Genomic DNA, 14457 nt, shown 5'->3' on the forward strand with positions numbered 1-14457 from the left:
TCTGTAGTTTCCGCCTCGAAACCCGCCCCACCAACAGGACAGCGAGAACCCCGTGGCGCCCATCCAGTACATCGTCGAGGGCGGTCACCGGCTCTCGGGCTCGATCGAGCCGTCCGGCAACAAGAATTCGGCGCTGCCGATCATCGCCGCAGCCCTGCTCACCGAGCATCCGGTGACGCTGGAAAACGTGCCGCGGATCCGCGACACCGAGACGCTGGTCGAACTGATCCGCTCGGTCGGCGCGGCGGCGGAATGGACGGCTCGCAACACGCTTCATATTCACGCCAAGAGCATCCGCGCCGCCGATCTCGATCCTGAGCTGTGCGTCCGCATCCGCGCCTCGATCCTGCTCGCCGGTCCCCTGCTCGCCCGCTGCGGTGAAGTGATGCTGCCGCCGCCCGGCGGCGACGTCATCGGCCGCCGAAGGCTCGACACGCATGTGCTGGCGCTCGAGCAATTGGGGGCTAAGGTCACCGCGACCGACCGACTCGAATTCCGCGCTTCGAAACTGACCGGCGCCGACGTGTTCCTGGACGAGCCCAGCGTGACCGCGACCGAGAACGCGCTGGTCGCGGCCGTCGCCGCCGAAGGCACCACGTATTTGCGCAACGCCGCGTCCGAGCCGCATGTGCAGGACCTCGCCAATTTCCTGGTCGCGCTCGGCGCTGGGATCGAGGGCATCGGCACCAACACCATGATCGTGCACGGTCCGGCGACGCTGGGCGGTGCGACCTACCGGATCCAGCCCGACCATATCGAGGTCGGCTCGCTGATCGGGCTTGCGGCCGTGACGCGTTCGCCGCTTCGCATCACGCGCGCGGGCGTCGAGCATCTGCGCTCGATCCGGATGGGGTTCGAGCGGCTCGGCATCGTCTGCCGCATCGAGGGCGACGATCTCATCGTGCCCTCGAACCAGACGCTGAAGATCCAGGACGATTTTGGCGGCCACGTGCCGAAGCTGGAAGACCAGCCCTGGCCGGCCTTCCCGGCCGATCTGATGTCGATCGCGATCGTCACCGCCACGCAATGCGAGGGCGTGATCCTGATGTTCGAGAAGATGTTCGAATCGCGGATGTTCTTCGTCGACAAGCTGATCGCGATGGGCGCGCGCATCGTGCTGTGCGACCCGCATCGCGCCATCATCGCAGGCCCCAGCCGGCTGCACGGCGCGACGATGACCTCACCCGACATTCGCGCCGGCATGGCCATGCTACTCGCGGCCGTCTGCGCCGAGGGCACCTCCACGATCAACAACGCCGACCAGATCGAGCGCGGCTACGAACGCATCGACGAACGGCTGAATGCGCTCGGCGCGAAGATCAGGCGCGTGCCCGAACGGAAGGGCTGAGGCGCTTTTTCCTTCTCCCCTTGCGGGAGAAGGTGGCGCGAAGCGCCGGATGAGGGGTTCTCTCCGCAAATTCACATCGCAAGAGATGGACTCGCGGAGACAACCCCTCACCCGTCTCGCCGCTACGCGGCAAGCCACCCTCTCCCGCAAGGGGAGAGGGGAAGAAGCGGAAGCCATGTTTTCGTCGCCCGGCTGTGCTATTGACCCGGCCATGCTCGACACCATCCAACCCCGTACGCAGCCGCAAGCCGGCGTGCCGCTAAATCCTCTCGCCGACGAATTCGTCGAGACGCTGCGGCTGGCCGTGCCGATGATGCTGACGCAGCTCGGGCAGATCGCGATGATCACGACCGATCTCGCGCTGATCGGGCGGCTCGGCGAGAGCGCCGTCGCCGCGGCAGCGCTGGCGCATACGGTCTATTTCGTCAGCTTCACGTTCGGGCTCGGATTGATGGCTGCGGTGTCGCCGCTCGTCGCGCAGGCCTTTGGCGCCGGCGATGTCAGACGTATCCGCCGCTCGTTGCGCGTCGGCTTGTGGGTCGCGTTGCTGATCTCGCTGCCGATGATGGCCTCGCCGCTCTATGGCGAGCACATCCTGGTCGCACTCGGTCAGGCGCCGCACTCGGCCGCGCTCGCCCAGCGCTATCTAAACGGGCTGGCTTGGGGCATCGCGCCGGCGCTCGGCTTCATCGCGCTACGCAGCATGATGAGCGCGGTGAACCGGCCGCAGGCCCCGCTGTGGATCACGCTCGCGGCGATCCCCGTCAATGCCGCGCTGGTCTACGTCCTGATCCATGGCCTGTTCGGCCTGCCGGAGCTCGGCCTGTTCGGCGCGGGGCTTGCGACAACGCTGGTCAATCTCGGCACGTTCGTCGCCACGCTCGCCATTGCGGGCCTGCGCACGCCGTTCGCGGACTATCGTCCGCTTGCCCATTTCTGGCGGATCGACTGGCCTCTGATGCGAAAACTGATCGCGATCGGCGCCCCGATCTCGTTCTCGCTGCTGCTGGAATACGGCCTGTTCTCTTCGGCGGCGCTGCTGATGGGGTTGATCTCGACCACGGCGCTCGCGGCGCATCAGATCGCGCTCCAGGTCACCGCCGTGCTGTTCATGGTCCCGCTCGGCATCGGCATGGCGGCCACCGTGCGGGTCGGCCATGCCTTCGGCCGCGGTGACCCGACAGCGGTGAAGCGCGCAGGTCTCGTCGCGGCCATGATCGGGATCGCGTTCGTCTCGGCCCTGACCGTCGCGATCATCTTCGGCCGCTATCAGCTCGGACGGCTGTTCTTCGGCAGCGGCGAGGCGAGCATGGCGAGCGTCGAGCTGACAGCGAAGCTGCTGCTGGTCGGCGCGACCTTCTTCATCGCCGATGCTATCCAGACCATCATGGGCGGCGCGCTGCGCGGCATCAATGACACCAGGATGACATTGGTATTCGCCGCGATCGGCTATTGGTGCGTGGGCTTTCCGATCGCCTGGTGGCTTGCCTTTCACGCCGATCTCGGCGCGGTCGGTGTCTGGATCGGATTGTCGATCGGATCGTTCGTCTATGCCGGGCTTCTGATCTTGCGCTTCCGGATGCTGACGCGCAAACTGGCGTGATGAACGGAACCGTCCGCGAAGTCACTCCCAATGTCGATGCCGGCACGCTGCTTGCCGGTGCGCATTTCATCGACGCCTTTCGCGTGGAGATCGGCACAGCACCGGTGAATGCCCGCGAGGCCTGCACCAGGATGGTGTTGCACAGACTGCGCTGGATCGATGCACTGATGCGCCTGCGCAATATTCTGGTGGCGCCATTCGGTCTGAAGACATCGGGCGAGGGCGCGCCGGCGCCGGGCGGTTTGATCGGCCCGTTTCCGGTGCTCAGCGAAACGCCGGAACGGCTGGTCGCCGGCTTCGACGATTCCCACCTCGATTTTCGGCTCGTGGTCGATGTGACAGGCGAAGCGACGGGACGGCAGGTCACCTCGACTACCCTGGTGCGGACGCATAATCTGCTCGGCCGCACCTACCTTGCGGTTATTATGCCCTTCCACAAGCTCGTGGTCCGCGGCATGATGAGCCGGATCGCAGAGCCGGCGCGATGACGCTCTCGGTCGACCTCTTCTACTCCTTTCGCAGCCCGTTCAGCTATCTGGCGCTCCCCAAGACGCTAAAGCTCGTCGAAGACTACGATCTGGCGGTGAATTTGCGGCCGGTCTATCCGCTGGCAGTCCGTGTGCCCGGGTTTTTCAAGAAGGCCAGTCCGAACTTCATTCGCTATGTGGTGCTCGACAGCACGCGCGTGGCGCAGCACGAGGGCATTCCGTTCCGCTTTCCGAGGCCGGATCCGATCGTGCAGGACAAGGTGACGTTCGACGTCGCGGCGGAGCAGCCCTACATCCACCGCCTGACCCGGCTTGGTGCCATGGCGCAGCTCGAGGGACGCTCGCTCGCATTCACTGATGCGATCGCCCGCGTGCTGTGGGACGGCTCGGTGGCGGGCTGGAATGAGGGCGATCATCTCGCGCGCGCCGCCGACAAGGCAGGCTTTGATCTCGCCGAAATGGATGCCGCGATCACCGCAGACCCGGATCGCTACGAGCAGGTGATCACGGAGAACGAGAAGGACCATGCCGGCTCCGGCCATTGGGGCGTACCGACCTTCGTGTTCGACAACGAGCCGTTCTTCGGCCAGGACCGCATCGATTTGCTGGTCTGGCGCATGGAAGGCAAGGGCTTGATTCGGCGTTAGCTCACTCCGCCACGCGCGCGGGCTTGTCGGCCGCGGCCTCCGACCATTCGCCGACGACGCGATCGAGATCGCAGAGATTCTGGTGCATCTGCTCCAGGGAAAACCCGAGCGCGAAGAAGCGCTCGGCGGTATCGCTGGGCTGGCCCCGGATCAGGCCGTCCTGGCGCACGGCGGCGACCGCCTCGGCATAATGCTGGAGCGCGACATGCACAGGGTGGATCGGCGGAGCGCCGGCGCCTTCGCGCAAGGCCGCGGCGGCCGAACCCAGGAAGCGCGCTATCACGGTAGAGACTTCCGTCAGCGGCGCGGCAAGCCGCGTCTGCACCTCGGCCGGCAACGGCACCACGGTCGAGCGGCCGATCATCACGACGTCATGGCGCAGCCGCAAGATCGTGCGCAACAACGGGCCGGTGTCCGGCCCGCTCGACAATCGCGCAGAGCGCTCGCGCTCGGCTTCGGCGCCGATGGTATTCATGCCGACCATCGCGGTGCCGATACCGTCCTGAATCCGATGCAGCGCGTCGTTGTCCCGGCCGCGCGTCAGGCCCGCGAGCAATTCGGTGAAGGCCTCCGCGATCAGTTCGAGCAGCTTCGCCGCGCTGGCGCGGATTTGCCGCACCGCGCGCGATGGCAGCACCAGGAAGGAGACCAGCAACCCAGTGATGGCGCCGACCGCGACTTCGCTGACGCGATCGATCGCCGAGGCCATGGGATCGGCATGATGCATCGACGGAAGCACGAGCACGATCACGGCCGTCACCGTTGCAGAGCTCAGATTTGGATAAATGGATGCGACAAAGGCAAGCGGCGCCACGGCCAGCACCAGTAGACCCAGCAGTCCCAGTTCGCCGGAATAGGGGATCAGGATCGCGATAGCGCCGCCATAGATGGCGCCGCCGATGGTGCCGAGCATGTAGTCGCGCGTCGCCTTCAGCGAGCGCCCGACGCTCATCTGGGTCACGATGATGGAGGTGAGGACGGCCCAGAGCGGCAACAAGAGATGCAGCGCGGTGGCGAGCGCGTAGGCGCCGGTGGCCGCCACCGTGACCCGGATCGCCAACCCCAATTGGGTCTTTCGCGACCAGACCCGGTCGAACAGCTCTCCTGCGAATGCCATGGTCGCGTATCCCGGTCCAACTCTGGTAAAGCCAGCCAAAAGCATAGCTGATGCCCGCGGCCCCGAGGCCGCTTGAAAGGCCAAATCAGCCCGCCTAACTTGCGCGCCAAAACGAGGAAACACGATGGCTCACGAAACCGCAACGCTCGCCGCCTATGTCGCCAACCTGAAATTCCAGGATATTCCGGCGGAAGTGCTGGATCGCGCAAAAGTGCTGACGCTGGACTTCCTTGGCAGCGCGATCCGGGCCCGCAGCGAAGCGGAATCGACCCCCTCGATCCTGAAGATGCTGGAGGCGCTCGCGCTCGACACCAAAGGCGAATCCACCGTGTTCGGCGACAGCAAGACCTGGACGCCGGCAGTCGCGGCGCTGCTCAACGGCGCGCTCGGCCATTCCCTCGACTTCGACGACACCCATGCGGACTCCTCGTTGCATCCGAGCGCGCCGGTGGTTCCGGCCGCCTTCGCCATCGGCGAGATGGTCGGCGCGTCGGGCCGCGACGTGCTGACCGCGATCGTTGCGGGCTATGAGGTCTGCTGCCGGCTCGGCAACGCGCTCGACCCGACCTCGCATTATGCCCGCGGCTTTCACCCCACCGCCACCGCCGGCACCTATGGCGCAGCAGCGGCCGCCGGCAAACTGTTTGGCCTGTCCGAGCAACAGCTCATCGCCGCCTTCGGCGTCGCCGGCAGCCAAGCCGCGGGCTCGCTGCAATTCCTGGTCAACGGCGCCTGGAACAAGCGCTACCAGGTCGGCGCCGCCGCGATGAATGGCGTGATCGCCGCGACGCTGGCGCGCAACGATTTCGTCGGCGCGACGGAATCGGTCGAGGGCAAGCACGGCCTGCTCACCGGCTACACCGACGATGCGCATCCCGACAAGGCGGTCGCCGAGCTCGGCAAGACTTACGAAACCATGAAGATCGGCGTGAAACCGTATCCGAGCTGCCGCTATACCCACGCCGCGATCGACGCGCTGATCGCGATGCGGCGCGAGCACAATCTGACGCCCGATCAGGTCAAGCGCGTCGAGATCGGACTGCATCGCAACGGCATCACCTTGACCGGCGACGCCGCGACCAAGCGCCACCCGACCTCGATCGTCGGCGGTCAGTTCTCGATGTTCTTCACCGGCGCGCTCGCGCTCGACCAGGGCTCATTTGGCTGGGACGACTACAACCGCCTGGGTGACGCCGCCATCGACGCGCTCGCTGACAAGTTCGACGTGGTGCAGGACGATCGGCTCGAAATCGGCCGCAGCCATCCCTTTGGCGCGCGCGTGAGTATCACCACCGACGACGGCGTGCATGAGCGCCTCTACGCCGATCCATCGGGAGAGCCAACCTCGTTCCCGGATGCGCAGGCGATGCAGCAGAAGTTCTTGACGCTCGCCCGCCCGGTGTTGAATGCGCGCGCGGAGAAATTCGCGGACGCGATCATGACGCTGGAGCGGTTCGATCGCGTGGCGAAGGCGACGGAGCTGGGGCGTTAGTAGAATTGCGCTACACGAGCGGTGCACCCTCGCCCCTTGTGGGAGAGGGTGGCTCGCCGCGCAGCGGCGAGACGGGTGAGGGGTTCTCTCCGCGAGCACACCTCTCACAATTGCATTCGCAGAAGCATACCCCTCATCCGGCGCTTCGCGCCACCTTCTCCCACAAGGGGAGAAGGGAAGAGAGCACCTCAATTCACCCGCGCCAACTTTCCCTTTCGCGCGTAGCCGCAACCACGTCGCGCACCAGATCGAACACACCGTCCGCTTCCGGCGGTGCGTTCGGGGAACGGCCTAAACGCACGATCACCAGACGCTCCGACGGAATCACGATCGTGTATTGCCCGATCGTGCCCTTGGCGAAGAAGGCATCGCGCGGCCAGCCGTGCTTGACGCGGAAGGTCGCGCCAAAACTGTCGCCCTGGTTGGTCCAGAAGCCGGCGCCGATACCGACCCAGGCATTGGGCGTCGCCGACGCCGAGTAATTCACCCAGCCCTCGGGCAGGATGCGCCTGCCGCCGGCGACGCCGTCGTTGAGATAAAGCTGCCCGAAGCGCGCCCAGTCGCGCGCGGATGCGAGCATCTCGCTCGACCCCTTGATCGTGCCGGCGCCGTCGAGCTGGAGCGTGACGTGGCGCATGCCGAGCGGCGCGAACAATTCGCGGCGCGCGAAGGCAAGCGCTCCTTCGGGATTGCCGCCGGCAGCGTTGCAAATCAGATGCGCGAGCATGATGGTGTTGCCGTCGTGATAATTCCACACGGTGCCCGGCGCGGTCGCAAGCGGCATGCTCGCGGCATAGGTGACCATGTCGCCTTCGATGAATTTCATGCGATTGACCGGCTCGAAGGCGGAGCCGAGCGAGGCCTGAAGCGAGCTGCCGAGCGCCAGGCCCGCGGTGTGGCGTAGCAATTGATCGACGGTGATGGCGTGACGCGGATCGTCCCGATTTGTCCAGGCGGCGACCGGTGCGGGCCCGTCGAGCTTCAGTCTGCCCTGGCGCACGAGGATGCCGGTGAGAGCCGAGATCACGGACTTCGTCATGGAGAAGCCGAGCAGCGGCGTCTCCGGTCCGATGCCGTCCGCATAGCGCTCCGCGATGATGCGGCCCGATTTCATGACGACGATCGCGCGGGTGCGGCGGAATGGCGGCGACGTCGGCTCGGCGAAGGCACGATCGAGCGCGGCTGACAACTCCGGGCTTTGCGGCGGCACGACCGCGGGGCCGGCAATCTCGGGCAGCAACACCGGCTGCCGGTCATCAGGCGGCAGCCTGACGTCGGCGATACCAGTGCCGTGCTCGAGCGTGCAGCCGAGGCCCTCGCGATAGACGGCATGGCTGCGGCCAATGCCGAACAGCGTCACCGTAACGTCCTTGCGCGCGCGATCGACCTGATAGCCCATCGCCCAGGTGAGCAAACCGGCACCCGGCATCGCATCAATGGTCTCGGTCAAATTACGCCTGACATCGAGGCCGGAGACAAACGTCTCCGAGCAGAGCACGTCGGCGATGAAGCCGGTGGCGACCTTGGGCACGTCATGGGCGCGAACCGCGCCGAGCGCGAGGCCGGCAAAGGCGACGGTGGTGGTGAGAAGGACAATCTTGCGGCGGCGGGTCACGGGCTTGCTCCGGCTTGAGGCGTGTGCCGGAGACGAGACGGCATTCACGCGATGCCCGCTCGCCGGAGCTGGAAAACGGCATAGCTGAAAACCGCGAGACGCTCGCCGATTCCAAAATAACCTAGATATTTCAGTACACTAAAGATTAGACAGCATTCACCTTGAGCCGCCGATATTCCGTCGGCGTCACGCCGGTCACGGCCTTGAAGGCGCGGTTGAAGGGGCCGAGCGACTGGAAGCCGGAATCCATCGCGATGGTGATGACGGGGACCTCGGCTTGGGCGGGATCGGCCAGCGCGGCCTTGGCCTCCTCGATCCGGTGGTTGTTCAGGAACACATTGAAATTGCGGTAGCCGAGCCTCTGGTTGATCAGCCGCCGCAGCCGGTATTCGGGAATTTTCAGCCGGCCCGCCAGCACGCCGATGCTGATGTTCTCCTGGCGATAGATCCGCTCGTCCGCCATCAGCCGCATCAGGGCGTCGATGAGCTTTTGGTCGGCGGCGTCCTCGCCAACAGGCTGGCTCGCCGCGATCGCCGGCGCAGCGTCCGTGGCGGCTGGAAACAGGTCGGCGCCGTCCACGCGCATGATCGCATAGGCGATGGCCGCGACGATGCTGGCGAGCACGCCGGTATTGACGGTGTTGGCGACATCGCCGACGTCGCTGCCGACCACGAGGATCTGGAGCAGCGCGTTCAGTCCGCCATAGAGCGCGGCAGCACAGACGATGAAGATGCGAACACGGCGGCGGCGCTCGACCAGATCGGCCGACCATGAGCCGATCGTCTGCATGATCGCGAGCGCAATGAAGCCGAGCACGATCAGGTTCACCGCGGTGACGGCGAGCCGGACATGTCCGCCGGGCGCGATCCAGAGACAGCTGACGAAGCTGAACGCTGTCACCAACCCCCAGGTCAATCCGTGCCACCTGCGCAGGCAAAACTCGTCGTCGAACAGAGCGCGCGTGAACAGCCAGAACACCACGATATTGCCGGTCGACACCGCGATCAGCGGCGCATGCCATGTCGGGACCAGCGGCGATATGCCGACGGAATAGCTCGCGGCATGCGCGGCCGAGCCGAGTGCCAAGGCCGCACCGAGCCGGGCTGCCAGCACATTGCGGAAATCGCTGACAAGCGATGCCGCCAGCACTAATAGCAACGCCACAGAAGCGGCGCGGAATGCGAGTTCAAGGGCGGCTGATGTCATCAGATGCTGTGGCCATCGGTATGGGCGAGCCGAACATCGTCCGTCGGGTTGATTTTTTCAAGCACCATCCGCACCACAGCTGTCATCGTCCGGCTTGACCGGACGATCCAGTACTCCGAGAGGGTTGTAATCGAGCTGATGGGCCGCGGCGTACTGGATCGCCCGCTTTCGCGGACGATGACAGTCGTGCATGCGGCACTGCTGCCGTCACAACGTCTGAACCCGGCTTTGTCGCGACGGCGGTGTAAATTTCTGCTAGCGTCGGGACCAAGAAAGCCAAAAGGAGTCCATCATGAGTTGGCAACCCTCGAACGATCCCGTGCTCGGCGATCCCATGTCCTGCGATGCGCTCGATCTCGTCATCGTGCCGCGCACGCGCGATCTCGGCGATGGCTTCGCGGTGCGGCGCGCATTGCCGCACGGCAAGCGGCAGATGGTCGGTCCCTTCATCTTCTTCGACCATTTCGGGCCTGTGCAATTCGTCTCCGGCAAGGGCATGGACGTCCGGCCGCATCCACATATCGGGCTTGCCACGGTCACCTATCTCTTTGACGGCGCGATCATGCATCGCGACAGTGAGGGCAACATCCAGGAAATCCAGCCCGGCGCGATGAACTTGATGACAGCCGGCCGCGGCATCGCACATTCCGAGCGCACGCCGGATGTACAACGCGCCTCGGGGCAGAAAATGCTGGGCCTGCAAAGCTGGATCGCGCTGCCGGCCGGATCGGAAGAGATCGCCCCGTCGTTCCAGCACTACGGCGCGGGGGACCTGCCGATGGTCTCCGAACGCGACTTCACCGCGAAGGTGATCGCGGGCTCGGCTTTCGGCATCACCTCGCCTGTGTCGATGGTTTCGCCATGGTTCTATACCGAGGTCACGGCGGTCGCGGGCGCGACCGTGCCGCTCGATCCTGATCATGAGGAGCGCGCCATCTACGTCGTCGACGGCGAGGTCGAGATCGCGAACGAGCGCTACGAGGGGCCGCGGCTGCTGATCTTCCGTCCGGGCGACCGCATCACGGTGAACGCGCTCAAAGCCACGCGGATGATGTTTCTGGGCGGCGACGCCCTGGAGGGCCCGCGCCACATCTGGTGGAATTTCGTGTCCTCCAGCAAGGAGCGGATCGAGCAGGCCAAGCAGGACTGGAAAACCGGCCGCTTCGCGGCAGTTCCGCAGGAACATGAGTTCATTCCGCTGCCGGAATAGGCTATCCCGGTTTCCGGTCGCGCGATCAGGTGCGGCCGGATTTTCCTGTCGCAAGGCCTTGCTCCGAAAGTTCTGCCGATGACCGCCATGCTCTCCAGCGACCTGCCGCTGCCCAAGATCGGGCGCGGCAAGGTGCGCGATATCTACGCCGTCGATGACGACCGCCTGCTGCTCGTCACCACCGACCGCATCAGCGCCTTCGACGTCGTGATGGGCGAGACCATCCCGATGAAGGGCGCGGTGCTGACGCAAATCAGCGCGTTCTGGTTCAACGAGCTCGAAGGCGTGGTGCCGCATCACATGATCAGCGCCGACACCGACGAGATCATCGCCGCCGTGCCGGCCTTGAAACCGCATCGCGCCGAAATTCTCGGCCGCGCCATGCTCTGCCGCCGGACCACGGTGTTTCCGATCGAATGCGTGATCCGCGGCTATCTCTCGGGCTCGGCCTGGAAGGAATATGCAGCAAGCGGCACGCTGGCCGGCGAAAAGCTGAAGGCGGGCCTCGTCGAGAGCGAGAAGCTGGAGCCTTCGATCTTCAGCCCGGCGACCAAGGCCGAGACCGGCCATGACGAGAACATCACCATCGCGAAGATGCGCGAGGTCGTCGGCGACGAGACGGCCTACACGCTCGAGAGCATGACCCGCGCGATCTACACGCTCGGCGAGGAACTCGCCCGCGAGCAGGGCATCATCATCGCCGACACCAAGTTCGAATTCGGCCGTGACAAGGACGGCCGCATCATCCTGATCGACGAAGTCATGACGCCGGACTCCTCGCGCTTCTGGGCCGTCGACGCCTACAAGCCGGGCCAGCCGCAGGCGAGCTTCGACAAGCAGCCCTTGCGGGACTATCTCGACGTCGAACGCCGCGCGGGCCGCTGGAACGGCGACGCCCCGCCGCCGCCTTTGCCGGCAAGCGTGGTGGACGCAACCAGCAAGCGGTATCTGGAAGCGTATCGCCGCGTGACGGGAAGCGAGCTGAAGATCTAGCGCAGGCGCTATCGTCGTCCCGGCGAAGGCCGGGACCCATACCGCGAGGTCTATCGATCGCTGACGGTTCTAATCCCGAACAATCGATCTTCGCCACACATCTCCCTGGGGGTATGGGTCCCGGCCTTCGCCGGGACGACACCGAGTATGTGTGCCTGCTCGGTGACTCTCCATCCGCCTGCTGCGCATGATTAGCCGTTCGCACGCCGTGGACCGCATCCTCACCGAATGCTCCCGAAACTGTCGGGTACTCCACATTTGAAAGAAACTTGTTGCGCTACCGTCCGAGTCGTCTACCTCTCGGAGGGGAATATTCACGAGCGAGTGTCACGGCGTGACAGATCCAGCAATTGGCTTCACTCCGTCGACCGGACTTAATCCGGCCCTCAAGCGCGCGCTGAACGATATATTGGGCGGGAGCGCCGCCAGCGTCTTGACCGTCACGTTCGGACTGTCCTACTCGCTGCTGATCTTCGCGGGGCCGCTGTCGCCCTATCTGTCCTACGGCATCACGGCAACTTTCGTCAGCTCCGCGGTGCTTGCGGCCGTCATCGGGCTCGGCAGCTCCCTGCCCTTCGCGATTGCAGCCCCCGACAGCTCGACCGCCGCGGTGACGGGTATCCTGGCCGCCTCGGTGGTCGAACGCATCGAGACGGCGAACCTGTCGGCACCGTTGCTGTCGCCGATCCTGATCACGCTCGGCCTGTCGACCATGCTGACAGGATTGGTGCTGTGTGGACTAGGCCTGACGCGGCTTGGCCGCGCCATCCGCTACGTGCCTTATCCCGTGGTCGGCGGCTTCCTCGGCGCAACCGGACTTCTCATCGTCATGGGTGCGGTCCGGGTGATCACCGACCATCCGCTGCAATTCGCGACACTGTCGCACTTCGCCAACCGCACCATCTTGCTGGAGCTCGGTGCCGCCTGCGTGATGGCGCTGGTGCTGTATCTCACCTGGCACCGCTCGCGCAGCCCGTTCGGACTGCCGATCATCCTGGTCGCGGGCATGCTCACCGCGCATCTGGCGTTCTGGGTCACCGGCGTTTCCTTCGATGACGCGCGCACATTGGGCTGGACCTTTCAGCCCCCGCCGCAAGCGGCCTTCATGCTGCCCTGGCATACCGACGATCTCGCACGGTATCCCTGGTTTGCCATCCCGGACCTGCTTGGCAATGTCGTCGCCGTCATCTTCGTCACGGCCTCGAGCACGCTGTTCAACACCACCGGCATCGAGGTGGCCACGCATCGCGAAGCCAATCTGGAGTGTGAGCTGAACGTCACCGGCGCCGCCAACATCCTGACCGGCATGCTGGGCGGCTACCCAGGCTGCAGCTCCACCAGCCGCTCGATGCTGAATTTTTCCAGCGGCGGCCGCGGGCGTCTGTCCGGCCTCACCGTCGCGGCGCTGTCACTTCTGATGCTCGCTGTCGCGCCCGAGCTGCTCGGCTTCATCCCCAAATTCGTGCTCGGCGGCTTGTTGCTCTATCTCGGCGCCGACCAGTTGCACAAATGGATCATCGAGTCGCGCAAGCGGCTGTCGAAGCTGGAATATCTGTCGCTGATCGCCATCATCGCGATCATCGTCGCCTGGGGTTTCGTTCCGGGCATCCTGATCGGCGTCATCATCGGCTGCGCGACGTTTGCGTTCAGCGCCGCGCGGGTCGAGTCGATCAAATACAGTTTCGACGGCTCGGAGTACCGCTCCTCGCTCGACCGCTCGCGCGACGACCAGGACGTGCTGCTGGCCCATGGCGGCAAGATCCAAGGCCTCAATCTCCAGAGCTATCTGTTCTTCGGCTCGGCCAACCGGCTCTATCAGCACGTCAAGCGGCTGCTGCAGGAACGCCCCGAATGCCGCTATCTGCTGTTCGACTTCAAGCTCGTCACCGGCGTCGATTCATCGGCCGCGTATAGCTTTGCCCAGATCAAGCGCAGCGCTGGCGAACTGGGCGTCGAGCTGATCCTGGTGCATCTGTCGGCTGCGGCCGAGAAGGTGCTGCGCTCCAGCGACTTCGTCGGCGAGGGCGTCACCATCATTCCCGAGCTCGATCACGCGCTGGAATGGTGCGAAAACGAGCTCATCTCGCAGCATCAGGAGCTGGCGCAGGAAGAAGCCAGCCTGCGCGACTGGTTCACGCGAATGCTCGGCAGCGAGGATGGCGCCGACGAGCTGATCCGCCGCTGCCAGCGCATCGAGGTCGAAGCCGGCGAGGTCATCGTGCAGGCCGGCGATCCCGCCGATTCCATGCATTTCATTCTCGACGGGCGCGTCGGCATCATGATTCCGGCCGACGACGACCGCACCACGCGCGTGCGCAGCCTCGGCCGTTACACCACGATCGGCGAGATGGGGCTGGTGTCACGGACACCGCGTAGCGCCACCATCCAGGCCGAAGTCGACAGCGTGCTCTACGTGCTGAATACGCACCAGTTCGACGCCATCAAGACCGAGGATCCCGCGCTCAGCCACAAGCTGCTGACCTATTTCGTGTCCGTGATGGCGGAGCGGCTGACCTTTGCGAATCGCACGATTGCGGTGTTGAGGCGGTAGCGAACGCCGTTGAGTAATTAGCGCACCACACATTGGATGTCGTCCTGGCGAAAGCCAGGACCCATACCGCGGAATCTATCTCTCGCAGGCGGTGGAAGTACCGGACCACCAATCTTCGCCAAACGCCTCGCTGGGGTAACGGGTCCTGGCTTTCGCCAGGACGACCCTGGAGGGGGCATTGCGTTC

General features: G+C 65.0%; 10 protein-coding genes and 1 pseudogene. 8 read left to right on the top strand and 3 right to left on the bottom strand.

Translation table 11 applies throughout. From position 1 onward, the window contains the following. The first annotated feature begins 52 nt into the window (after positions 1 to 52). From murA to ABIB66_RS07600, 4 genes are all read left to right on the top strand, one after another. Positions 53 to 1348, top strand: a complete 1296-nt coding sequence (gene murA, locus ABIB66_RS07585; protein WP_275168717.1) for a UDP-N-acetylglucosamine 1-carboxyvinyltransferase — start codon at positions 53 to 55, stop codon at positions 1346 to 1348. A 211-nt stretch (positions 1349 to 1559) separates the two neighbouring features. After that, positions 1560 to 2951: an MATE family efflux transporter gene (locus ABIB66_RS07590; protein WP_354205786.1), complete on the top strand. Its 1392-nt coding sequence runs from the start codon at positions 1560 to 1562 to the stop codon at positions 2949 to 2951. Then, the gene (locus ABIB66_RS07595) at positions 2951 to 3439 is read left to right on the top strand and encodes a DUF2867 domain-containing protein (RefSeq protein ID WP_354205784.1); all 489 of its coding nucleotides are present in this window, start codon (positions 2951 to 2953) and stop codon (positions 3437 to 3439) included. The genes ABIB66_RS07590 and ABIB66_RS07595 overlap by 1 nt, the downstream gene beginning before the upstream one ends. Further along, on the top strand, positions 3436 to 4086 hold the full coding sequence (locus ABIB66_RS07600; RefSeq protein ID WP_354205782.1) for a 2-hydroxychromene-2-carboxylate isomerase: 651 nt from the start codon (positions 3436 to 3438) through the stop codon (positions 4084 to 4086). Before ABIB66_RS07595 ends, ABIB66_RS07600 begins: the two co-directional genes overlap by 4 nt. A gap of 1 nt (position 4087) precedes the next feature. Here the strand turns inward: ABIB66_RS07600 and ABIB66_RS07605 are convergent, their stop codons facing one another. After that, positions 4088 to 5203, bottom strand: coding sequence for an FUSC family protein (locus tag ABIB66_RS07605; RefSeq protein ID WP_354205780.1), 1116 nt, complete (start codon positions 5201 to 5203; stop codon positions 4088 to 4090). A 124-nt stretch (positions 5204 to 5327) separates the two neighbouring features. Between ABIB66_RS07605 and ABIB66_RS07610 the strand changes: the two genes are divergently transcribed. Further along, positions 5328 to 6695 (top strand): MmgE/PrpD family protein, encoded by a 1368-nt coding sequence (locus ABIB66_RS07610; protein WP_354254650.1) that lies wholly within the window; start codon positions 5328 to 5330, stop codon positions 6693 to 6695. 188 nt (positions 6696 to 6883) lie between these two features. Here ABIB66_RS07610 and ABIB66_RS07615 read toward each other — a convergent pair. Both ABIB66_RS07615 and ABIB66_RS07620 read right to left on the bottom strand, forming a co-directional pair. Further along, positions 6884 to 8310, bottom strand: a pseudogene (locus ABIB66_RS07615) (serine hydrolase domain-containing protein). Positions 8311 to 8455: 145 nt separating this feature from the next. Continuing rightward, a complete protein-coding gene (locus ABIB66_RS07620; RefSeq protein ID WP_354205774.1) occupies positions 8456 to 9517 on the bottom strand; it encodes a helix-turn-helix domain-containing protein in 1062 nt (353 codons plus the stop codon). A gap of 292 nt (positions 9518 to 9809) precedes the next feature. Between ABIB66_RS07620 and ABIB66_RS07625 the strand changes: the two genes are divergently transcribed. The 3 genes from ABIB66_RS07625 to ABIB66_RS07635 all read left to right on the top strand — a co-directional run bounded on the left by ABIB66_RS07625 (position 9810) and on the right by ABIB66_RS07635 (position 14271). Continuing rightward, the gene (locus ABIB66_RS07625) at positions 9810 to 10727 is read left to right on the top strand and encodes a pirin family protein (RefSeq protein WP_354205772.1); all 918 of its coding nucleotides are present in this window, start codon (positions 9810 to 9812) and stop codon (positions 10725 to 10727) included. A 78-nt stretch (positions 10728 to 10805) separates the two neighbouring features. Then, a complete protein-coding gene (locus ABIB66_RS07630) occupies positions 10806 to 11720 on the top strand; it encodes a phosphoribosylaminoimidazolesuccinocarboxamide synthase (RefSeq protein ID WP_354205770.1) in 915 nt (304 codons plus the stop codon). Between the two features lie 334 nt (positions 11721 to 12054). Beyond that, positions 12055 to 14271: an SLC26A/SulP transporter family protein gene (locus ABIB66_RS07635; RefSeq protein ID WP_354254652.1), complete on the top strand. Its 2217-nt coding sequence runs from the start codon at positions 12055 to 12057 to the stop codon at positions 14269 to 14271. Positions 14272 to 14457: the final 186 nt, after the last annotated feature.

Source organism: Bradyrhizobium sp. F1.13.3 (assembly GCF_040548265.1).
In the GTDB taxonomy this organism is placed as follows: Bacteria; Pseudomonadota; Alphaproteobacteria; order Rhizobiales; family Xanthobacteraceae; genus Bradyrhizobium.